This window comes from Lysinibacillus sp. COL-1 (assembly GCF_059814265.1).
This window is the reverse complement of record NZ_JCAWSJ010000004.1, coordinates 3,149,940-3,171,787: the sequence shown is the minus strand read 5'-3', so window position 1 is coordinate 3,171,787 and position 21,848 is coordinate 3,149,940. Positions and strand designations below refer to the sequence as shown.

Genomic DNA, 21,848 nt, shown 5'->3' with positions numbered 1-21,848 from the left:
AGGAATATTTGTGATAAAAGGCGTAAATTGCGGTTTTTTCTATGATAATATAGTATTTTCTTTTATAATGAATATGTATTCATTTCATTTGCCGTCATTATAATTAAAACAGGCAAATACATAACAGGGGATGGTGTAACATGAAAGCAAACTATATTGAAGATTTTCAAGAGTGGGAAAAGGATTTTTCCTTTTATAGTGAGGTACGTGTACGTTTTTCAGAGACAGACATGTTTGGTCATATGAACAATACCGTTAGCTTTACATATTTTGAGCAAGCAAGAATTGATTATTTCCATCATTTGGGTATTTTAATGCCTTCAGCAGTTAATGAGGATGTGGAGGCTATACCGATAGTGGCCGATTTACAATGTGATTATGTGAAGCAGGTCTTCTTTGATGATGTTCTCCGAATTTACACAAAGATCGCGAAAGTTGGAAATTCATCACTGGACATTCATTATCTTGCTAAAAATCAAAAGAATGAAATTTGCTTCACTGGTCGTGGAACAATTGTGCAAATGGATCCTCGAACAGGCAAGAGTGTGCCGATTTCTGAGGAAGATAGGACGAAATTCATTCAATTGGCTATTCTTCCTCATTAGTTTATAGTATAATTATATGAAAGTTTATTGAAAAAGTAGGAATTGCATTTTACATAAAATTTATGAATGTATCGATGTAATTTTCGAAATTTTTAAGGAAACATGGAATAATCATGCAAATAGCCGTCACCGCTTCCAGCCCCTTAACATAAGTTACAATACGTGCGGGGGAGGAGGGTGTAACTGAATGAATGGCTCTCATCATCGTTCTCTTTTAACAAACCGAGAACGTGAAATATTTGCGCTTTTATTAGCTGAAAAAACAACGAGAGATATTGCAGAGCAGCTTGGTATTAGTGAAAAAACAGTGCGGAATCACATTTCCAATACAATTCAAAAGCTAGGTGTAACGAATCGATCTCAGGCGTTAATTGAGCTGTTACGCTTGGAAGAATTTAAATTAGACTAATGGACACTTGCTATTTCGTGAAAAAAACGACAAAATAGAACTATTCAACGTATTTTTAGGAGTGAAATAGTTATATGTCGGATGAAGTAACAAAGCACTCACCTGAAACCGTTGCAACGGTTGAAAAGGAATTACGCTATATAGCGGCCATCGTGAAGCAAAAGGGAAGAGAAATTGTTTCCGACTATGCGATAACGCCGCCACAATTTGTTGCATTACAGTGGTTAGAAGAGCTTGGTGATATTACAATTGGCGAATTATCAAACCGTTTATATTTAGCCTTTAGCACAACAACAGATTTAGTGGATCGAATGGAGAAAAATGAATTAGTCAAGCGTGTGCGTGATGAAAATGATCGCCGTGTTGTTGTCGTTCATCTTCTCGAAAAGGGCGAACGTATTATTCAAGAAGTTATTGAAAAAAGGCAGCAATACTTGCAGGAGATGCTTGTTGGTTTTAATGAACAAGAAGTCGCGCAATTATCAAGCTATTTAGAAAAACTACATGTACACATGAAACAGGATTGAGGCGGAAAGTATGAATGCCCCGATAGGCGTTATTGACTCAGGAGTAGGCGGTTTAACCGTAGCAAAAGAAATCATGAAGCGATTGCCAAACGAAACGATCTATTATATTGGCGATACAGCAAGATGTCCGTATGGTCCAAGAAGTCGTCAGGAAGTACGGAATTTCACTTGGCAAATGGCAAAAGCACTCGAAAAAATGAATATTAAGATGCTCGTTATTGCTTGTAATACAGCGACTGCAGTAGCACTCGAAAGTTTACAAAGAAATATGCCTTTTCCGGTACTAGGCGTTATTAATGCTGGCGCACGTGCAGCTGTAAAAAAGACGAAGCGACATGAAGTCGTTGTGCTTGCAACAGAAGGAACAATTAAAAGTGGGGCGTATGAAGAAGCCTTATTATCACTTAATACGTCAACACATATTATCCCACTAGCATGTCCAACATTCGTACCACTTGTAGAAAGTGGCGAATACAAAGGTGACTTTGCAAATAAGTTAATAGCTGAAGGCTTAAAGCCGTTGAAAAATCGACAATTTGATACGGTTATTTTAGGGTGTACACATTACCCTATTTTACAAAAACAAATTGAAGCTGTTGTCGGAGGAGATGTGAATGTGTTATCTTCTGCGGAGGAAACAGCAAAAGATGTTCAAGAAATGTTAGCGTATAACGGCACTTTAGCAAATGCTGATGCGGTGCCTGCCCATAAATTTTTTGCATCTGGTTCTGTTCCAATTTTCCGTTCAATCGCTGAGAATTGGCTGGAGCAAGGTACTCTTGACATAAAACGTATGACATTAAAATAAAAAATCAGCTTAGCAACAGGCTAGGCTGATTTTTGCCGTTTTTTTAGCTATGTACATAAACGTCCGAGTACTTTTTTGATGGCACAAATTGTGATAAGATGAGGGCGCGAAAGTTTTTAGGAGGAACGAATGATATGACAAGATTTGATGGAAGAAATGCAGACGGGCTACGACCTGTAAAAATGGATACAGAGTATCTATTACACCCAGAAGGCTCCGTATTAATTCAAGTAGGTAATACAAAAGTAATTTGCACAGCAACAATTGAAGACAAAGTACCTGGCTTTTTACGTGGCCAAGGGAAAGGATGGATCACAGCCGAGTACTCAATGCTTCCTCGTGCAACCGCTCAACGTACACCACGTGAATCCTCACGAGGAAAAGTCAATGGCCGTACGATGGAAATTCAACGCTTAATTGGGCGTGCATTACGTGCTGTTGTCGATTTAGAAGCCCTTGGAGAACGCACTGTATGGATTGACTGTGATGTTATTCAAGCTGATGGTGGCACTCGTACAGCATCTATTACAGGAGCATTTGTTGCAATGACACAGGCAATTGCTAAGTTTGCTGAAGAAAAGCCATTTGAGAAGTTCCCAGTAACAGACTTTTTAGCGGCAACAAGTGTTGGCATTGTAGAAGAACAAGGTGCCATTCTTGATTTAAATTATGTAGAAGATGTGGCTGCTGCTGTTGATATGAATATTGTGATGACAGGCACAGGGCGATTTGTTGAAATACAGGGTACAGGTGAGGAAGCTACCTTTTCTCGTGAAGAACTGAATGAATTGTTAGCATTGGGTGAAAAAGGCATTCAGCAATTAGTAAATCTTCAAAAAACAACGCTTGGTGAACTGGCCAACAAAGTCGGAGGGAATCAATAATTATGAAACAAGTAGTCATCGCCACAAAAAATAAAGGAAAAGCAAAAGATTTTGAAGCATTATTTGGTCCACTAGGTTATGAAGTAGTGACAATGTTTGAAGTAGCACCAGAAATGGAAATAGAAGAAACTGGTACAACATTTGAAGAAAATGCAATCTTAAAAGCAGAAGCGTTGGCGAAGGAACTTGGCACAATTGTGATTGCAGATGATAGTGGCTTAGCAGTGGATGCATTAAATGGTGAGCCAGGCGTGTATTCTGCCCGCTATGCTGGCGATCATGACGATGAAGCAAACATGGTAAAATTGTTAGCTAATTTACATGGTGTCGAAGATGACAAACGTACTGCCCGTTTTTGCTGCTGCATTGCAATTGCAGGACCTGATTTTGTAACGACAACGGTATTCGGCACATGTGAAGGGGTTATTGCACATGAAAAACGTGGAACGAATGGATTTGGCTATGATCCAATCTTTTTCGTACCAAGCTTAAATCGTATGATGGCTGAGCTTTCACCAGAGGAAAAAGGCTCTATTTCTCACCGTGGCAATGCCATTCGCAAGTTAAAGGAACAATTACCGAATCTTATAAAATAAGAGGTGATATCCATGAAAATACTTGTTATGAGCGATACACATGGTGATAGCCATGTCATCGAAAAGGTTAAAGGTTTTTATCCTGAAATAGATGTTGTCATTCATTGTGGAGATAGTGAACTTCCTTTCTCACATGAGGCATTAAAAGGCGTGAAAAAAGTAAGAGGAAACTGTGATCGTGAAACAGCTTTCCCCGAAGAGGAAATTTTCACAGTCAATGATGTTAAAATTTTTGTGACGCATGGCCATTTATTCAATGTGAAAAATTCCATCTTATCATTAACCTATCGGGCCAAAGAGGTGGACGCACAAATCGTATGCTTTGGTCACTCTCATATCCTTGGTGCCGAAATGATTGATGATATTTTATTTTTAAATCCTGGAAGCTTATTAAAACCACGTGGTCGTAAAGAGAAAAGCTTTGCGGTTGTGGAAATCACTGCAACCTCTTTTAAAGTCGCTTGCTTGACAGATGATCATCAAAGTATTGCGACTCATATTTTTCAACGAAATTAACATAAAATAAAAATCCGCATAACATTAAAGTTATGTGGATTTTTATGTAGGCTTTCTAGTGGTAAATTTGACTAGGAATGATTAATGTTGAAATAGCAAAAATAAATCAAAAGGCAATAAAGGAGAAAACATGGAAAAGACAATTGGCTGGCATTTTGATAATAGTTATGTTCGACTACCAAGTATTATGTATTCCGATATTTCGTTAAATCCTGTTCGTTCACCAAAGCTAGTTCTGTTAAATGAAGCTGTTGCAGTGTCACTTGGATTAGATGCTCAAGCTTTACAGAGGGAAGAAGGAGTCGCTATCTTAGCTGGCAATAAAATCCCAGAAGGTGGCGAACCAATTGCACAAGCCTATGCAGGGCATCAATTTGGTCATTTTAATATGTTGGGTGATGGTAGAGCGCTTTTATATGGAGAACATATAACACCTCAACAGGAACGGTATGATATCGCACTAAAAGGTTCTGGTAGAACACCTTATTCTCGTGGTGGAGATGGACGAGCTGCGTTAGGGCCAATGCTAAGGGAGTACATCATGAGTGAGGCGATGTTTGCGTTAGGGATTCCCACATCACGTAGTCTTGCAGTAGTGGCTACAGGTGAAATGATTATGCGAGAAACTGAATTACCAGGAGCAATTGTCACGCGAGTTGCCAGCAGTCATTTGCGAGTAGGGACCTTTCAATATGCCGCACAATGGGGAACAGATGAAGAGCTCCAACGCTTGGCTGACTATGCATTAGAACGTCATTTCTCAGCTGATACTGGCACTCAAAATCGATATCTTTATTTGCTAAAGGAAGTCATGAAGAAGCAGGCATCCTTAATAGCACAGTGGCAGTTAGTGGGCTTTATTCATGGAGTCATGAACACAGATAATATGACCATTAGCGGTGAAACCATTGATTATGGTCCTTGCGCTTTCATGGACACCTATGATCCCGCGACTGTATTTAGCTCTATTGATCGGCAAGGTCGTTATGCTTATGGAAATCAGCCCAACATTGGTGGCTGGAATTTAACACGCTTAGCTGAGACGTTACTCCCTTTCATTCACGATGATCAAGAAGAAGCTATTCAATTGGCACAAGACACGCTACAACAATATCCTCACTTCTACGTTGAAAATTGGTTAAAGGGGATGCGCGCAAAGCTAGGTATTTTTAATGAAGAGCAAGAAGATGTCCAGCTTATTGAAGGGCTTCTACAGCTTATGCAACAATACGAAGCAGATTATACGAATACGTTTATCGCTTTAACCTTTGAGCAAATGGAAGATACCCCATTAATGAATGCATCAGGGTTTCAAGAATGGCATCAAAAATGGACGGAGCGATTAGCGAGACAGCAGCAAACGAAAGAAATGTCACAACAATTAATGCGTCAACATAATCCTGCTGTTATTCCTCGCAATCACAGGGTAGAAGAAGCTTTAGAAGCAGCTGTAGAACGAGACGACTATCGTGTTATGAATAATTTATTAAAAGTCCTTGCTCAGCCTTATGCCCATACGAAAGAGCAACAAGAATATGCTGCATTACCTGAACCGTCTAATCAACCATATCGTACTTTTTGTGGCACATGAGTAAAAACGAGAGACATTCATTCTCTCGTTTTTTATTGTATATAGGCACTCTACAGAATCCGATCGCATACTCTATGTATGAATAAAGATAAAGGAGAATGGGGTCGGTGCAAAAATTTTCAAAAGGTTGGTTTGTCAAAGAGTTACGAGCTCATGGGATAATGGTTCATCCTCAATTTAAAAACCATTTAGGCTTATTTAAAGAATCTGAATTACGAAATTTATATTATCGGTATGTTGAAATAGAATATGCTGAGCAAGATCAATAGTCCAGTTGTTTGAATAACTCCTTTCTAGGAAAAGCTAGTAGTTAGAAAGGAGTTTTTCTATGTGGATGATGACACAGACATGGCAAGATGTTCTATTTTTACACTGGCCCATAGACCCCAAAGAGTTAGAAAAACATCTACCTGAGGAACTAAAACTTGATCTCTTTGAACAAAATGCTTGGCTAAGTGCTGTCTTTTTTAAAGTTCATCGACATCGACTACGATTTCTACCAACCATTCCTGGGATGAATATCTATTTACAATTGAATGTCCGAACATATGTAGAGTATAACGGCATGAAAGGCATCTATTTTTTTCATTTAGATGTCACGAATTATTTCGTGTCAAAAATCACGGCATTAGGTAGTTTACCATACCGCTTCTCCAAAATCTTAGCAAAACAAAGAGAAAATCACTTTTCATATACAAGCCATTACAAAGCCTGTGACGAAAGATTAAGGGTTACTTATACAATAGAAGATCACACGAATACTAATTTTGACCAATGGATTGTAGAACGTTATCATTCATGGGCCAAGTGGAAGGATACCCTTTTTCGAATTGATATCCACCACTCACCATGGGAATTACAGCGGGCAAGCGCAACGATTCACAGTAATACATTAGCTTCTTTTATGAAGGGGAATTTTCAGGGAATGCAGCCTATTGCTCATTTTGCTAAAAACAAAGTAGCGAAAGTTTTTCCACCAGTAGTTGAACGCAAATAAATGGGATTTTTACATTAAAAAAGATAACAAAATTGCATCACAATGGCGCCAGCAATCATATCTGACATGGCTAGAGCTTCTGCTTCAATTTCATCAAAAACGTCTATATCAGCTTGATAATCTTTCTGGATCATCGTCACGGCTTCATTTTTCGTTAAAGCTAAATGCGTATAAAACATTTTTTGGACAGCCTCTCTACTTAAGTAAGGATTAATCGTATGCAAAAATAGCGCAATATCATCTGCATTGCGATACCATTCCTTCTCTTTTGCTTCCGCTGTGGTAGCATCTCCTTTAGAAGCAGCTGTCACTAATTGAGCAGCCAGCAGCAGATGTTCTTTAATTAATGCTGTATATCGATCTGCTATAGAGTCGCCGTAAAAGGGACGTAGACAATTTCCTAAATCAGTCGCATTTCGTAACAGACGCTGCTGCACAAAAGGAAGATCAGGTAAATTGAAGACAATGCTAATAATCGTCATTCGCGTCCAATTGACATGCTCCATCCAAAGTAAGCGATTCATCGCCATAAAATCAGCTTCGGCTTTACTGATACAGCGCCGGTAATCATGTGAATGTAAAAAGTGACGAATCGGTGCCGTATATTGAGTAGAGGGGGCTTGATACAGCTGGCTTAATGAAAACCCATTTGAATAGGGGTACAAGGCTTCACTCCTTCTTGTTCTTTCTCCTACAGTAGCATACTCTAAGGAAACTCTGGGTATGAAGAACAAGTAAGGAAGAGCAAATGACAAAACTACTCTTCATACATCATTTTCTTTGTCATGCCGCCATCGACCGTAAGATTAATGCCTGTCACAAAATGATTTACGGGGTTTGTTAAATAGAGACAAGCCTGTGCGATATCTTCAGGTACACCAACCCTTCCTGATAAATGCTGTACATGATCGACTGGTCGAAGTGCCTCATAATCGCCTGTTTCAATCCAGCCAGGCGAAATACAATTCACCGTGATTTGATCAGGACCTAAAGACCGCGCTAAAGCATGTGTTAACGCCACAATACCACCTTTTGTAGCCGCGTAGGCTTCCGTATTAGGTTCTGACATCTCAGCCCGTGTAGATGCTAACGAAACAATCGAACCACCTTTCACATTGTGCCTCATCACCTTCGCAGCCTCTCTGGCACAGAAAAAGGCACTCGTTAAATTTGTGTGTAGTAGATGATTCCACTCCTCAAACGTCACATCATAAGGAGAGATATGCTGAAACTGCCCAGCATTATTAATTAAAATATGAATAGTCCCATATTGCTCAACAGTTCGTTGCATTAACTGAACGATATCCTGTTCCTTCGTTACATCTGTTTGAACAAATAAAACAGCGTAGCCTTGTGCAAGCATATCCTGTTCTAATTGTTGACCTAAACCGTCATTTAAATCAGCAATTACCACCTTTGCGCCATGCCGTGCATATGCAAGCACTATCCCTTTGCCAATCCCTTGTGCGCCACCTGTAACAACAACGACTGAATCCTTAAACATCTACATACCTCCCAATTTTTTATCGCCAATAGTGTAGCAAATATTTTCATATTCGTCTTCTTGAGAGGAGTAAGACATGGTATAATCGAAGCTGTGGCAACATATGATGAACAATATGAGGCAAACCTTGCCTACATAGTAAAATTAATGTTGACATTATGCCATAAAGTACATATAATAAGTATTGTCCTTCCTATGAAATACATAGAAACGACACCATGTCTCAGTAGCTCAGCTGGATAGAGCAACGGCCTTCTAAGCCGTCGGTCGGGGGTTCGAATCCCTCCTGGGACGTCATGCAAAGCCTTACAATCACAACGGTTGTAAGGCTTTTTGTTTTTATGCATAAATGTATAATATTCTGTTTGGTGCCCAAGAGGTGCCCAAATCAAACTTTTTCATCAAAAAGTTTATCAAAGTGAGAACTTGCTCGCTGATCCGTTTCTTGCAAAAGATGTCCATAAGTATTCATGGTAGTTGTGATATTTGAATGACCTAATCTCGACTGTATAACCTTAGGATGTTCACCAGCATGAATCAAAAGGGTAGCTGAAGTATGTCTTAAATCGTGAAAACGAATTCTAGGTAAATCGGGATTCTTTTTCATAAAACGGTCCCACCACTGACTTATTGAATCTGGACGATAAGGTTTACCAAACTCATTTGAAAAAAGAAAAGTATGTCCTTCCCATATTCGCTCCTCGCCAGCCTCTTCCAGTTGATATTTTTTTACTGCGGCAAGTGTAACTAAATCATTCAGAATATTTGAAGGAATAGTAACTACACGTTTTCTTTTACCTTTTGTTTCTTTTATGATAATCCCATCTCCAGTTAAATTAACTAAAGCTTGTTCTATTAATAGGGTATTGTTTTCAATGTTTAAATGTTTTTCTTCAAGGGCAACTAGTTCACCTTGTCGAGCAGCACTTACCACAGCCAGTTCAACTAACAATCGTTTTTCAGCAGTCTCTCTATTATTTAATCGCTCAAACAATAATTTAACTTGTTCCTCGCTGTAGGCTTTACCTTCTTCATATTTAAGTTTGGGTAGCTTTATATTTTTACAAGGACTCTCTTCGATTAAATTCCATTCAACTGCTACATTCATAATACTAGCGAATGCCTTGTAAATATTATGGATAGTGGAAGGGGCTAACTCGTTTTCTTTGCCGTCTAATCTTCTTTTTTTCTTCTGTAAATCACCTACAAAAAATACTACATCTACTTTTTTAATATCCTTTGATATCACCAAAAATAGGGAGGATTCGTTTTTCTAAATGCGTACAGTTATCATGAAATGATCGTGCACTATAATGTTGTTTTGCGTAATTATCTTTCCATCGTGGAAAAAGCTGATTTAATGTAATCGATTCAATATCACTAAAATATACATCTTTATTTTGCTTCATTTCTTCTTCAAACAGTATTAGTAGGCGCATCGCTTCTTTTTCGCTTTTGGCTTCTACATTTTTAGTTTTACGAATACGGCGATTACCTCGATAACCTAAATCTGCGATAAGTTTGAATTTATTCTTACTGATTTTTTGTACATATCCCATTGCTAACAGCTCCTTTCAAGAAGATTACAATTGCAAAAAAAATGATTGTTAAGATAATGGTGTAGCCTTTTTTGCGCGAAATCATATTCAACGTTAAATAGTAGAGAAATTTTATTAATAGCCTTTTCTTCATTTATAGGAAGTTTGATTTTATTTAGCATGAATGTTGGTACACATGCTTGTAGAGCAAAATTATTTGCTTTCCATTCCTGGTACTCTCTAAACAAAGGGGGTGTTTTTAAACAAGCGTGGTAATGAAAAGATGTCAGAGCATGCACAAGAAATTTACTTAAGTGGCCAGATACTGACTACATCACGTTTGATATTCGAAAAAGATTACAGTATAGGCGATATGGTGACGGTCCGTGAGAAAGGTTGGGGCGTTACTATGGATACAAGAATTACGGCAGCAACAGTGATTTGCGAATATGGCAAACGAAAGGTTGCGGGTAGTTTTTGATAATGATAAGCCTACCTTCATAAGTAAGATGAGACGAGAGATTGATGCATTCAAATATGAATTAAAGAAATAAACGCAGCATAAGCTAGCGTTATTTTTATTGTCTAAATGAGCAGGGAATCCATTACTTTTATTGAATTTAGTAGATGTAAGGGGGAATTTATTAAATGAAAACAACATACCATTTTCTAAATAAATACCTATTCAGTAGCTAATAAATATTATTTTAGGAGTGTCGCTAAATGAGTGGTCCAGATATAAAAAGTGTTTTTCCCATGAAAAATATCAGAAGCTTATGTTTTTTAAAAAATGTGGTGGTTAATCCAAATATTGAAATCGGGGATTACACATATTATGACGATTATAATAATCCTTTGGATTTTGAAAAAAATGTCCTTTATCATTTTGACTTTATAGGAGATAAACTAAAAATAGGAAAGTTTTGTGCTATTGCTTCCAATGTCAAATTTATTATGAATGGTGCAAATCATAATACAAATTCTTTTACAACGTTTCCTTTTGGTGCCTTTGGTGGAGACTGGGAAGTAGGTTTAGAGAATTTAAGTGGTGGATACAAAGGTGATACAGTTATAGGGAATGATGTTTGGATTGGTTATAATGCTACCATTATGCCTGGTATTAAGATAGGTGATGGAGCTATAATAGCCACAAATACTGTTGTAACAAAAGATGTTCCGTCTTATTCAATTGTAGGGGGAAATCCAGGAAAATTAATACGCTATAGATTCGAGCAGGAGACAATTGATATTCTCAATAGTATCCAGTGGTGGAACTGGGATATAGAAAAGATAACTGAATTCATTCCCGTTTTGACAGGTAATAATATTAGTGCTTTAAAGGAACTGATAAAGTCACAATAAAAAACTGTTAAGCAACAGTAAGGGGATTGGAAGATATTTCATTTGTTAATAGTGTTTAAAACATAGAAATTTAAAATTAGAAAAGTCTTTTTATTTCCCGGAATGCTTGGGAATATGCCTTTCACATCAATTGTGAAGGGCTTTTTATTATGCTATGAGAGCAATCAAGATGGGCAACGGTACAAGCTACCGTATCTCGATGCGTCTCATGGCTTTTTATTTTAAATAGGGCAAAGGATTGGTGATGTAATGGATCCAGTAACAACGGTAACAGCAGCAAGTCAGGTAGCGAATTCACAAGTAGCATGGTCAATTCTGTGTATTTGTTTAGTAGTTTATGTTTTTTGGAATTCTGCCAAACGTGAACAAGTCAAATGACAAGCGGTGATTTTGAAGGATTGAAGATCATCATTACTCAACGTAGTAATTAAAATCAAAACCCAGGTACTCAATTAATTTTGAGCCTGGGCTTTTTGTGTATTTTCTAAAATACTTGACCATTCTATTATAGACAGGGGTGAAACAATGAACGATATAAGCTACTTACAAATAGCTAGTGAAACAGTTATAACTTTTTTTGTCCTTCTAGCTCTTACACGTTTTTTAGGAAAAAAACAATTAAGTCATTTAACTTTTTTTAATTATGTAACAGGAATAACAATAGGATCAATGGCTGCAAATATGGTTGTTCTTAGTACAAAAGATTACACAAAAGATCTACTCAGCCTAGTAATTTGGTGTTTACTTACTACAATAATTAGTTATATAAGTCTTAAATCTGGAAAAATTAGAGTAATCCTTGATGGACAACCTACAATTATTATAAAACATGGAGAGATAGACAGAAAAGCATTAAAAAGAACAGGTGTTAATATCGATGACTTAACGATGTTGATTAGGCAAAATCAAATTTTTTCAATTACAGAAATAGATTTCGCCATTCTAGAACCAAATGGTAGATTTAGTATTCTCAAGAAGCCTGAATATCAAGGAGCACAAAAAAGTGACTTAAAAATATATCCTTCGCCACCTACTTATTTACCTATTGAAATAATTACTGATGGGAAATTATTACCTAAAAATTTATTAGAAGTTGGTAAAAGTAGAGATTGGTTAAAAAATGAATTAAGCAAGGCAAACATAAAAGAAATAGAAGAAGTGTTTTATGCAGAAATTCAATCCGATGGAAGTTTATTTATACAAAAAATCTAAACAAAGTAACCAGGTACTCATTTATGAACTGAACCCCGAATAGGTCCACTTTTTTTAAAAGTCTCCACTATTCGGGGTTTCAGTTCATAAATTGAGCCTGGGCTTTTTTTATTTCCCTTATATAATATGAATCCTCTTTATTGAATTGGTATCAACATGTGTTGTATTTTAAAATTTTGGGTTGGTTAGTTTAGGGGACACAAAAAAAGAGTTGAATTTAATTATTTTGAGTGGAATAGTGAAACGATTTGATATCTTATGGTGAAATAAATAAATTTAGTAATAAAATTACCAAAATCAAAAGTTTTATGTTTTAATGTAAAGTGAGGGAAAGTAGGAAAATATTAACAAAATTATGAGTTGATATTAGTGGATTAAATGTACGTTATTTTAACAAAGATAAGAGGGTTGTGAAAGATGTTAAAGAATAAAATTATTTCAGCTGTAATTACATTAATTATAGGTATATTTATTATTCCTTTATTTATTGGATCTACATACAGCATTGCATATGGTATTTATGGTACTGCATTTACTGCACCAGCTATGGTTATAGCTGTTATAGTATCAATTTTGATTGAAAAATACAGTAAAAATAAAAACGTTATATTCATGTATATTAAGCATTTATTATGCGCATTAATTTTTTCACTATTATTTAGTTTAGTTAATTTTAATGCTAATACTATTAAAGATACTATTTATCTAGCTTCTTTAATGGGAAGTATTTATATAACCATATTTGTAATCTTTGATTATTTGTTAAGAAGTTTAAATAAGAGTAGATAAAATAATAATTCTTCTAAATCATTATGAATATTTTAGAGGTAGTTAAATCTAACAAAATTGAGAACTAAAGTTCATCACGAAAAAAAGAGGCTGGGACATAACTCATTTTATTGAGAAAAAGCAAAAAATGAATGTTATTTTTATAATTTATTAAAGTATATGTGTTCTAATAACGCAAAAAAATGTTAGACCAAACTTGTAAATGGTCTAACATTTTTTCTTTTGTCCCAGCCTCTTTTTTTAATTGTTTTTTGTACTGTCATATGAACGACCAACGTCGACCCATTCACTTTTTAAGAACGGGAAAAGGCCTCCAATTTCTTTTGCGTTCGCTGGCACAACTGAATAAATTATTTCAGGACCTTTTTTCATGGAGGTAATGTTACGCATGAATTCATACGCTGGGAAACCATCTCGTTGACCTGTAATTCGTACGCTACCTGTACGAGTTACTTTAAGTACGAAAATGTAGTCAATAGCTGGAGCTAAAGCAACTAATGGATTTTTCATAGCGCACTTACAGTTAATATACAAGACATCATCAATGATGTTTGTGTTGTATGTTAAGCCAGATTCAGATGCTGTCTCTCTTTTTGTAACTTTCCATTTCCCTTTTACAAGGTCTTCTTGAATCGTTTGACCTACTTTAGTTTTCCCTTTAACGCCATAGTTTGCTTTTGACGTGTCAATAGTAAAACTTTGTGATGTTCTGAATGCAGTTGATTTCCAATCAGCATTATGTCATGTATCACCATGGAAACGTGAAGTTTTTTGGTGAAGAGGATGTTCTACATACTTAAACGGTAAAAATGTACGTAAACGTAGTTCTAATTTTGCCATAATATAACCTCCAATATTTTTGTGAAATATGAATCACACATATTGGATAGGTATATTATGGGAAAAGTAAGTGTTGAACAACGTATTCAATCAGTTTTAGAGAATATTATGAGCAGAAAAATTCCTATTTATTTATCAGTTTCAAAGGGACAACATCAATGCCATTTCTAAGCAACTTAACAAATATGCAAAGATGTATGGGTTAAGTAATATCAATCCTAATGCTCTAAGGAGGGGTTATGCAAAGAGTTTGTTAGAGAATGGGGAAATCTAGCATTGATCTCAAAAGCCTTAGGACATTCAAATTTAGTTGTTACAACTCAATATCTAGATATTGATGTTGAGGAAGTAGCTGATAATTTGAGGGATTTTTTATAAAAGACATTTCCTCTTGCTGTTTTAGCAGGAGAATTTCTTTGTTATCATACAGAAAAGACAGAGCTGGATACTCTGCCTCTTTATTCTGCTTACATGTCTTGATAGTAAAGCTAGTATTCTCAATATTACTTTAAAAAGATTTTTTCAATTACTAATATATGTAATATAATTAAATAAACAACTTTAGCAGAGGTGACTTATGCCAGTAAATTTTGATGAAAAATTATATTTCATTCAGTCAGCAGAAGATATTAAAAGATTTATGAGAGGTATGGAACCTTATCCTAACCTTTGCCCTGTATGCAATTTTCACATTTCCCCTTATTTCATCCTAGTACATGAAAAATGGATTAGTGATCATGAAAAATTGGAAGAAGTTTTATGTGGTTGCCCAAGACCAGAGTGTAATTCATTATTTTTTGCAGAATATGAACATCTTGGCTATCAAGGTGATAGACCATATTATGAACTTATAAAATTGTACCCATCAGCTAAATTTGATGAAAATTTTGCAGAAACTATAGCAGAGTTGTCACCTAAATTTGTTACAATTTATAATCAGGCTAAGCATGCAGAAAAGGAAGGCTTAGATTTAATTTGTGGAGTAGGTTACAGGAAAGCAATTGAATTCTTAGTAAAGGACTATGCCATAAAGCTAAATCCATCAGATGAGGAGGATATCAAGAAGAAATTTCTAGTGCCATGCATTAAGGAGTATATTCCTTCCCAAAATATTGTCTTTCTTACAGAAAGAGCTGCATGGTTAGGTAATGATGAGACTCATTATGAGAGAAAATGGCAAGATAAAGATGTTCAAGATTTAAAAATGTTAATAGATCTTACTTGCAAATATATAGATATGGAATTAACAACTGAGAAATACAAATTAGAAATGGCAGAACCAAGAAGGTAGCTACTTATCAGGAGTCTGAGTAAGCAGCTCCTTTTTTTATAGTAGGTATTTTTCAAGCACTTCTCCTCTTGCTCTCCTATCCCCTCAAGACAAGTAAGATAATATAAAGTGATAATAACTAAACACTACTTAAGTCATGCATTATTGTAAGTTAAATATTATCATAGTAGAATTTTGATTTGAAATAATTAGATTATTCAATGTAGGAACCTTCATCATATAAAGGATGGAGGTTCTTTTTTAGAAATAAATTGGTTATTTGGCATTTTATTAATTGTAACTATTTGTCATTTGATAAAAGATAATTAAACACTATTTAAACATATTATGTAAAAATATACAATTATGTTGTGTTGAAAAAATAAAGGAGTGAAAAAAATGAAGAAATTTAGTGGATTATTGATAGCTCTATTTATGACTATATTGATAGTTCCTGTAACAGCAAAAGCTAATGAGGATATTTTATCGGAGTTAGTAAAAAAAGAAGCACAAAATTACTGTGGTATTTACACCCTAAGTCCAATTGACGGTTTTGAACCTATAGAAGTGCCTGAAGGCGAAATCCCAACTGATGAAATAAACTTTGTTGAAGAGAGCGAGGCAATGAAAGCAGCGTCGCCGATGAAAGATCAGGTGGCTACTTCATCCTCTGGTTCAAAGATTGTAATGCCAGCAGCTAAAACTAGAAATTACGGTTATTGTCATATTTACGAGTATCATATGAAATTTTCTAAGGGAAAAATAAAATATGAAACTCAAGTAAATAGTGAATGGAAAACACAATTCAAATATGCTTATTATCCAGCAAAAACTATGGATATTGCAATGGAAGTAATAAATGGAACAGACGAATTGATAAAAGATCCTACAGTTAAAGATCGTTATACAAAAGAATTTGTTTCGTTTAAAGAAGGACAAAGAGTTAGGGTTGCAATTCAAAAAGGGAGTTCATGGTCAGGGTCATATTCAAAGTATGATTGGATTATAGTATCAATGTTCCCTGTATTTTAAATTTATGTTACAATCTATATTATGGAAATTTTTAAAGAAAGTGACTATGGGATGGGAAATAATAAAATTATACAAAATGTGAAACAAACTATTTCTGGGATTGAAATTGGGTATTTTACCACTGCCAAGAGTTATATTTACGATGAATATTTTAAATATTTTAATGATGAGGATCAAGAAACTAAAAAATATGCATTACTACTTTTTACATGCATGTTAGGTAACTGGTATAATCAATCGACTTTTGTCTTTAAACCTGAAAAGGAACGTTTACAATATAACAATGAAAAAGGAGCAAAATTTTTTAATTTTGAGGACTATATAACTTCATTGTTAGATAACTATCAAAATATTAAACGAGAATTTCCTTATATGTTTGAAATAATTGTTGTTTATTTACTTCTGATAGAGAAAGATAAACATTTGAGTTATGAAGAATGGTTTCCGGAAATTAATCCAGAAATATTTAAAGAACTCAGGGAGGAAATTTTAATTCCCAACAGAAATTTGGTCAATGATTGCCATCCAATAAAATATTTATTTAGAGAAGTTGGAATAAAACCTTTTTTCAAAGGTGATTTTTTTAATGAATAAATACTAAAGCCACATTCAAAAAAGAGTGTGGTTTTTATTTTGTTAACTTATAAAAATAAATAAGTAAGAAAATGAATTTCTTAATACTAGGAAAGTTCGCAAAAAAACAGTGTGAATTGATCAAAAGCGTTGATTACTTCCATCCTATTTGTCCCATGATATGGATAGATGGGGGGTGTTGGTTAATGGATTATGAATATACTGTAAAGTTTTACTTTGAAGAAAGTCGTGAAGAAGAATATAAAATCAAGACTAATATTGGACAAGAAACTTTTGCAGAAGAAATTACTAATGGATTCAATGAGAAGTCCTGGTATTCATTTACTGAAACAGAAAATTATAAAACAGTATTAATTAATACTAAAAATGTTTATAAGGTATCAGTAGTGCAAGACACTGTAGAATTTGATTAATCATTATAAGTCACATCCAAAGGTAGTGACCTTTTAATGTTAAAGTTTTAGTTATGCAGCTAATTAGCTGGCATGAGTTCGGTAATTTACTGGGCTCAAGCCAGCCAGTTTTTGTTTTAATTCGTTCATTATTGTAGTAATCGATAAACTTCTCTATTTTCTTTTTTAACGCTTCATAGGAGATTCATTCTTCCCCGTCATATATTTCTTGTTTGAGTAAATCAAAGAAGTTCTCCATTGCGGCATTGTCTGCACAAGTTGTTTTACGAGATATGCTTTGGAAAATCTTGTTTTGTTTTAATGTTTGCCCCCACGAATTATGTTGATAATGCCACGCTTGATCTGAGTGAATGGTCGTACGGTATTTTACACGTTCATGAATGATTAGGAGCACTAACCCATCACAAAATCGAGTGTCGGGCATTTTGATATGCTAAAGCAATAATCTCACCATTATATAAATCCAGTATTAGGCTTTTTCGTCTATATGTCTGTTACGACTTTTTGAAGGGTATACGGTACTGAAACGACGGTTTAAACGTTCCCAAACAGTGCCTTTATATAATTTATAGCGTGATTTGCGTACGAATTTCTCACATTTGAAGGAATTAAAGAGAAGGAATCCTAACTATATATGAAGAAGTAGTAACTTGTTGAGATGACTCAATCATTTTTAATTAAGGAGGAACTTTTTTGCAATTACTTTTTAAATATAATTGGATGGTAAGAGAAGACTGGTTTCGTTGGTGCGACGAGTTGAGTGAAGAAGAGCTTTTGCAAAACCGACCTGGTGGAATGGGAAGTATATTACATACACTTTTCCATATAATTGATGTCGAATGGAGTTGGATACGACTTTTACAAGGTAAAACTGATTTTCAGGAGAGTTTTGAGGAATATAATAGCTTGGAAAAGGTTCGTAAATTGGAAGCTGAATTTCATTTAGAAGTAAAAAACTTTGTAAACCAATGGGACGACAGTATGGAAGAGCGTTTACTCCATAATACATTAGCAGATGGAAGGATTGAGACACATATATGGGGTGAAGTCATTCGCCATACGATTGCACATGAAATCCATCATATAGGACAGTTATCAATTTGGGCTAGAGAGATGGGAAGAGAGCCTATCTCTGCAAACCTAATTAGACGGGGTCTCTCTTCATCATTGAAGGGTTAGAGGTAGGGACCAAATAAATATAAATAGATGGAAAGATTTAATAAGTTTTTAATATACCGATTGATAAAAAGCTATAAAAATAGGTTTTAGATAGAGGAAAATGAAAACATAGTAATGGATAGAAAAAGTAAAAATAGCTTTGATATCAGACACTCTCGCATGAGGGTGTTTTTTTATTGATAGGAGTAAAAAATGTAGAAATATGAAAATAATCATAGAATTACCTCGATTATCCATGTATATTTGTGGAGAAGGGAGTTTGAATAAATGAAAAAATTGCTTATTTTACCACTTATTTTGCTATTAGGTATTTTGTTAGTAGCTTGTAGCCAAGGTGATGATAGTGGTAAGAAAAAAGAAGGTGCTGATAAAGCATCAGAAGAAACATTAAAAGTGGATAAAGGACTTTTAAATGTTGAAGTTACCATACCGGCTACACTTTACAAGGGACAAGACATAGATTCTATTATTTCGGAGGCAAAAAATAGTGGAATTAAGGAAGTTATTAAGAATGATGATGGATCTTTAACTTATAAAATGTCTAAATCCGAGCACAAAAAAATGATGAAGGAATTAAAAGAAAGAATAGTAAAAAGTGTAGAAGAACTTAAAACAAGTGAAGATTTTGCTTCTATAAATGATGTGGCTTATAACAAATCTTTTTCTGAGTTTACACTCACAGTAAATAAGGAAAAGTTTGAAGGTAGTTTCGATGCACTGGCATCCTTTGGGCTTGCTTTAGCAGGCATGTACTACCAATTATTTAACGGTGCAGACGTTGAACATTATAAAGTCACAGTATATATTAAAGATGAATCAAATGGAGAAGTATTTGATACTATGGTTTATCCAGATGAATTAAATGAAAATAACGATAAGTAACTTGAAGAGCACCTAATATACAGGAGGAGTTGTCATGAAAAAGCTAGGATTATTATTATTGGTGTCTATTTTATTGGTAGCTTGTGGTCAAAGTGATAAAAACAGCAGTTCAGATAACAAAACAAAAGAGTCTGTTGAGAAAAATGCAGAGGAAGAAGTTAAGGCATCTGAAAATAATGAAGAAAATGAACCAGAGGTAGAGGAAGTTCTGACGATTACTAAAGGTAATGTGTTAGTAGTTGATAATTATGCAGAAATCACAATTAACAACAATATTTTTGGTAAACAAATTTCACCACCAAATCCAAGTTCTGTGTATACATATTACAAAAATGAAGAGGAGGGGGAAGTATACTTAGATACAATTATTTTAGTAAAAAGTTTACTAACAACAGGTCAAACATCTAATGAATTTGTAGATGTAAAAATTATTTATGATGGAAAATACGAATACAAGACTTTTTCAACAATAGAAAATCGAGGTGGATCAGATTTCACGTTTACAAATATTACATCAATTGAACCTCTGAAAAATGGTACACTACATTTTTTAGCTTCCGTTCCAGAACAAGTAGAGCAGGATGGGAAGCCGCTTAAAGCGATAATTACTGTAAAAGGGAAAACGTATGAACAAATAATTAGATAGCTATTTATTGTATTAAGCACTCCTATTTGGGTGCTTTTTACTATGTTAAAAAGAGACAGCAACTATTCGAACAGTAATCCAAATCGACGATCGTTTGAGCCAGACATGAGAGTAATACAAGGCTGTTCAACTTATCTTTATATCTCCTAAAATAGGAAGCAATCAAGCTTCAAGGTAGCTACAGTTACCTCAAAAGTATCTAATAGTATAGTTTTGTTCGGCACACAACTCTTCGACAAGGAGGATAAAAAACATTTAGCGTGAAGCCATCTAGATGGTAATAAATCTTCTTCAAATAACATAGTAGTCATTTTAAATATCGTTTGCTACGTTCATGAGAAAACAATATGTGTAGACGAATATGCTTTGTTAAGATTAATAACATATTAAAAAAGTTTGCTAAGGTATAGTGAAAAATTTACTTGTTTAAAATAAGTTCATTCTTTGGGAAAGTAGCTTAGCTATATTTATAAATGCAATGTAGATGTCATATTTTCTTTTCCTAGTTATTTAGCTTTATTGCAAGGACATTTTTTTAATTTGATTTATACTATTAACACTTAAAATGATTATTTTGTATTGAGTGGAATTTCCTAATTATGATACCATATAGATTAATACATATATGGAGGAATTATTATGGAAAAGAGTAAAATAAAGTTATTATTACTATGTTTATTGTATATTTTAATTCTATCAGCATGTAATCAGAAAGAAGAGCGTGTTGATAAATCAGGTGAGAATGAACAAGAAAAAGTAGAGAATTTACATCAAGAGGAAAAAGCAGTAACAACAAATCAAGATAATTTAGCTATCGAGAAAGCTTCCACTAATGAAGAGACTGATGAAGACAATCATTTAAATACATCTTTGACAGTAGTTTTAGAAGATGTTATTCCTAGAGATCCTAGTACTGATAATAATGTCTATGGATATGAATTAAATTTTATTATGAAATATATAAATCACACAGATAAAGACATTAAAGGATTTTTAGCAGAAACATATTTTTATGATATGTTCGGCGAGTTAGTATACAAGTCAGCAATGAAATATGAATGGGATGTTATTCCTGCAAATGGTTCTACAAACTTTAATACTGCTGTTGATTTAAATCAATTCAATGATGTAGATATGCGCTTTTATAATTTACCATTTGAGAATATGACTTTTAACTATAAAATTAAATCCATAATCTTTACGGATGGAACAAGTATATAAAGCCTTACAATATGTTTATAAGATAACTTTAATTATCAAATAGTTTTTACATTCTTGCTTCTTGATTAAATAACTATTTATATAAATTAGCAAAAGTGTGTCGTTAATCGATAACATGAATCTGGATTTTTTTATAATACAATCCCATCACTACTGAAGGAGTAACGAAGATAAGCTTTACCAAACTCAGTTGAGAATAGATAAGTATACCCTTTCCATTCTCGCTCCTTACTAGATTACAGCAAGCAGTCGATAAAGCTTGGTTTGACAAAAAATGAACTGATTAAAGGAAAGCTAGAAGGTTTAAGATTATTTTTCGCAATTTCAATCATAGATGCAGTATCGCTAGACTACTTGAATAAAAAAACCCCCATAAAAGTTTAAATTAGTATCTGACTTTTATGGGGTTAGTTCATATGATTCTCTGTTTTTG

The 21,848-nt window shown here is 34.4% G+C and carries 28 protein-coding genes, 1 tRNA gene and 2 pseudogenes; 25 read left to right on the top strand and 6 right to left on the bottom strand.

What is annotated here, in order from left to right; translation table 11 throughout:
- Window positions 1-140: 140 nt before the first annotated feature.
- From AC6BKE_RS23960 to AC6BKE_RS23915, 10 genes are all read left to right on the top strand, one after another.
- Window positions 141-605, top strand: coding sequence for an acyl-CoA thioesterase (locus AC6BKE_RS23960; protein ID WP_036128221.1), 465 nt, complete (start codon window positions 141-143; stop codon window positions 603-605).
- Window positions 606-792: 187 nt separating this feature from the next.
- Entirely contained in the window at window positions 793-1,014 is a 222-nt protein-coding gene (locus AC6BKE_RS23955) for a helix-turn-helix domain-containing protein (RefSeq protein WP_004226437.1), read from the top strand.
- Window positions 1,015-1,088: 74 nt separating this feature from the next.
- Window positions 1,089-1,541, top strand: coding sequence for a MarR family winged helix-turn-helix transcriptional regulator (locus tag AC6BKE_RS23950; protein WP_016991542.1), 453 nt, complete (start codon window positions 1,089-1,091; stop codon window positions 1,539-1,541).
- Between the two features lie 10 nt (window positions 1,542-1,551).
- The gene (gene racE / locus AC6BKE_RS23945) at window positions 1,552-2,349 is read left to right on the top strand and encodes a glutamate racemase (RefSeq protein WP_036128218.1); all 798 of its coding nucleotides are present in this window, start codon (window positions 1,552-1,554) and stop codon (window positions 2,347-2,349) included.
- Window positions 2,350-2,483: 134 nt separating this feature from the next.
- Window positions 2,484-3,233 carry a ribonuclease PH gene (gene rph / locus AC6BKE_RS23940; protein ID WP_141904741.1) on the top strand — a complete coding sequence of 250 codons (750 nt, stop codon included), beginning with the start codon at window positions 2,484-2,486 and terminating at the stop codon, window positions 3,231-3,233.
- Window positions 3,234-3,235: 2 nt separating this feature from the next.
- Entirely contained in the window at window positions 3,236-3,829 is a 594-nt protein-coding gene (locus AC6BKE_RS23935; RefSeq protein WP_036128214.1) for an XTP/dITP diphosphatase, read from the top strand.
- Between the two features lie 12 nt (window positions 3,830-3,841).
- Window positions 3,842-4,345 carry a metallophosphoesterase gene (locus AC6BKE_RS23930; protein WP_036128211.1) on the top strand — a complete coding sequence of 168 codons (504 nt, stop codon included), beginning with the start codon at window positions 3,842-3,844 and terminating at the stop codon, window positions 4,343-4,345.
- A 130-nt stretch (window positions 4,346-4,475) separates the two neighbouring features.
- Entirely contained in the window at window positions 4,476-5,936 is a 1,461-nt protein-coding gene (locus tag AC6BKE_RS23925) for a protein adenylyltransferase SelO (protein ID WP_271910636.1), read from the top strand.
- A 98-nt stretch (window positions 5,937-6,034) separates the two neighbouring features.
- Window positions 6,035-6,205, top strand: a complete 171-nt coding sequence (locus AC6BKE_RS23920; protein WP_499858170.1) for a DUF2639 domain-containing protein — start codon at window positions 6,035-6,037, stop codon at window positions 6,203-6,205.
- A gap of 59 nt (window positions 6,206-6,264) precedes the next feature.
- Window positions 6,265-6,933 carry a YqjF family protein gene (locus AC6BKE_RS23915; protein WP_499858169.1) on the top strand — a complete coding sequence of 223 codons (669 nt, stop codon included), beginning with the start codon at window positions 6,265-6,267 and terminating at the stop codon, window positions 6,931-6,933.
- Window positions 6,934-6,947: 14 nt separating this feature from the next.
- Here the strand turns inward: AC6BKE_RS23915 and AC6BKE_RS23910 are convergent, their stop codons facing one another.
- Both AC6BKE_RS23910 and AC6BKE_RS23905 read right to left on the bottom strand, forming a co-directional pair.
- Complete coding sequence (locus AC6BKE_RS23910) at window positions 6,948-7,562, bottom strand: hypothetical protein (protein ID WP_058844357.1); 615 nt, start codon at window positions 7,560-7,562, stop codon at window positions 6,948-6,950.
- A gap of 128 nt (window positions 7,563-7,690) precedes the next feature.
- Complete coding sequence (locus tag AC6BKE_RS23905) at window positions 7,691-8,437, bottom strand: SDR family NAD(P)-dependent oxidoreductase (RefSeq protein ID WP_499858168.1); 747 nt, start codon at window positions 8,435-8,437, stop codon at window positions 7,691-7,693.
- A 220-nt stretch (window positions 8,438-8,657) separates the two neighbouring features.
- On the opposite strand from AC6BKE_RS23905, the gene AC6BKE_RS23900 reads away from it, so the two are divergent.
- Window positions 8,658-8,731 (top strand) — tRNA-Arg (locus AC6BKE_RS23900).
- 94 nt (window positions 8,732-8,825) lie between these two features.
- Here the strand turns inward: AC6BKE_RS23900 and AC6BKE_RS23895 are convergent.
- Together AC6BKE_RS23895 and AC6BKE_RS23890 are read right to left on the bottom strand one after the other, a co-directional pair.
- A complete protein-coding gene (locus AC6BKE_RS23895; protein WP_499858339.1) occupies window positions 8,826-9,686 on the bottom strand; it encodes a tyrosine-type recombinase/integrase in 861 nt (286 codons plus the stop codon).
- Complete coding sequence (locus tag AC6BKE_RS23890; RefSeq protein ID WP_340809298.1) at window positions 9,667-9,996, bottom strand: hypothetical protein; 330 nt, start codon at window positions 9,994-9,996, stop codon at window positions 9,667-9,669. Before AC6BKE_RS23890 ends, AC6BKE_RS23895 begins: the two co-directional genes overlap by 20 nt.
- Window positions 9,997-10,258: 262 nt before the next feature.
- Here AC6BKE_RS23890 and AC6BKE_RS23885 point away from each other — a divergent pair, with 262 nt between their 5' ends.
- The 5 genes from AC6BKE_RS23885 (at window position 10,259) to AC6BKE_RS23865 (ending at window position 13,338) form a co-directional block, all read left to right on the top strand.
- Window positions 10,259-10,456, top strand: a complete 198-nt coding sequence (locus tag AC6BKE_RS23885) for a Gp37-like protein (RefSeq protein WP_036128195.1) — start codon at window positions 10,259-10,261, stop codon at window positions 10,454-10,456.
- A 242-nt stretch (window positions 10,457-10,698) separates the two neighbouring features.
- Complete coding sequence (locus AC6BKE_RS23880; RefSeq protein WP_089934304.1) at window positions 10,699-11,337, top strand: CatB-related O-acetyltransferase; 639 nt, start codon at window positions 10,699-10,701, stop codon at window positions 11,335-11,337.
- Window positions 11,338-11,586: 249 nt separating this feature from the next.
- Window positions 11,587-11,715 carry a hypothetical protein gene (locus AC6BKE_RS23875; protein ID WP_256375553.1) on the top strand — a complete coding sequence of 43 codons (129 nt, stop codon included), beginning with the start codon at window positions 11,587-11,589 and terminating at the stop codon, window positions 11,713-11,715.
- A 147-nt stretch (window positions 11,716-11,862) separates the two neighbouring features.
- Window positions 11,863-12,549: a DUF421 domain-containing protein gene (locus AC6BKE_RS23870; protein ID WP_499858167.1), complete on the top strand. Its 687-nt coding sequence runs from the start codon at window positions 11,863-11,865 to the stop codon at window positions 12,547-12,549.
- 417 nt (window positions 12,550-12,966) lie between these two features.
- Window positions 12,967-13,338 (top strand): hypothetical protein, encoded by a 372-nt coding sequence (locus AC6BKE_RS23865; protein WP_089934302.1) that lies wholly within the window; start codon window positions 12,967-12,969, stop codon window positions 13,336-13,338.
- A gap of 240 nt (window positions 13,339-13,578) precedes the next feature.
- On the opposite strand, the gene AC6BKE_RS23860 is transcribed toward AC6BKE_RS23865, so the two are convergent.
- Window positions 13,579-13,971 (bottom strand): DUF3238 domain-containing protein, encoded by a 393-nt coding sequence (locus AC6BKE_RS23860; protein ID WP_499858338.1) that lies wholly within the window; start codon window positions 13,969-13,971, stop codon window positions 13,579-13,581.
- Window positions 13,972-14,276: 305 nt separating this feature from the next.
- On the opposite strand from AC6BKE_RS23860, the pseudogene AC6BKE_RS23855 reads away from it, so the two are divergent.
- The 5 genes and pseudogenes from AC6BKE_RS23855 to AC6BKE_RS23835 all read left to right on the top strand — a co-directional run.
- Window positions 14,277-14,556: pseudogene (locus AC6BKE_RS23855) on the top strand (tyrosine-type recombinase/integrase); the annotation flags it as partial.
- 199 nt (window positions 14,557-14,755) lie between these two features.
- Window positions 14,756-15,469, top strand: coding sequence for a DUF4145 domain-containing protein (locus AC6BKE_RS23850; RefSeq protein ID WP_036125917.1), 714 nt, complete (start codon window positions 14,756-14,758; stop codon window positions 15,467-15,469).
- 378 nt (window positions 15,470-15,847) lie between these two features.
- A complete protein-coding gene (locus tag AC6BKE_RS23845) occupies window positions 15,848-16,480 on the top strand; it encodes a hypothetical protein (RefSeq protein WP_036125919.1) in 633 nt (210 codons plus the stop codon).
- Window positions 16,481-16,531: 51 nt separating this feature from the next.
- The gene (locus AC6BKE_RS23840; RefSeq protein ID WP_342544118.1) at window positions 16,532-17,074 is read left to right on the top strand and encodes a hypothetical protein; all 543 of its coding nucleotides are present in this window, start codon (window positions 16,532-16,534) and stop codon (window positions 17,072-17,074) included.
- A gap of 185 nt (window positions 17,075-17,259) precedes the next feature.
- On the top strand, window positions 17,260-17,487 hold the full coding sequence (locus AC6BKE_RS23835; RefSeq protein ID WP_036125924.1) for a hypothetical protein: 228 nt from the start codon (window positions 17,260-17,262) through the stop codon (window positions 17,485-17,487).
- 63 nt (window positions 17,488-17,550) lie between these two features.
- Here AC6BKE_RS23835 and AC6BKE_RS23830 read toward each other — a convergent pair.
- A pseudogene (locus AC6BKE_RS23830) lies at window positions 17,551-17,842 on the bottom strand (transposase); the annotation flags it as partial.
- Between the two features lie 338 nt (window positions 17,843-18,180).
- Here AC6BKE_RS23830 and AC6BKE_RS23825 point away from each other — a divergent pair.
- The 4 genes from AC6BKE_RS23825 (at window position 18,181) to AC6BKE_RS23810 (ending at window position 21,415) form a co-directional block, all read left to right on the top strand.
- The gene (locus tag AC6BKE_RS23825) at window positions 18,181-18,666 is read left to right on the top strand and encodes a DinB family protein (RefSeq protein ID WP_058844345.1); all 486 of its coding nucleotides are present in this window, start codon (window positions 18,181-18,183) and stop codon (window positions 18,664-18,666) included.
- Between the two features lie 267 nt (window positions 18,667-18,933).
- On the top strand, window positions 18,934-19,548 hold the full coding sequence (locus AC6BKE_RS23820) for a hypothetical protein (protein ID WP_338651670.1): 615 nt from the start codon (window positions 18,934-18,936) through the stop codon (window positions 19,546-19,548).
- A gap of 34 nt (window positions 19,549-19,582) precedes the next feature.
- The gene (locus AC6BKE_RS23815; protein WP_036124242.1) at window positions 19,583-20,194 is read left to right on the top strand and encodes a hypothetical protein; all 612 of its coding nucleotides are present in this window, start codon (window positions 19,583-19,585) and stop codon (window positions 20,192-20,194) included.
- Between the two features lie 639 nt (window positions 20,195-20,833).
- The gene (locus AC6BKE_RS23810) at window positions 20,834-21,415 is read left to right on the top strand and encodes a hypothetical protein (protein WP_499858166.1); all 582 of its coding nucleotides are present in this window, start codon (window positions 20,834-20,836) and stop codon (window positions 21,413-21,415) included.
- Window positions 21,416-21,848 lie beyond the last annotated feature (433 nt).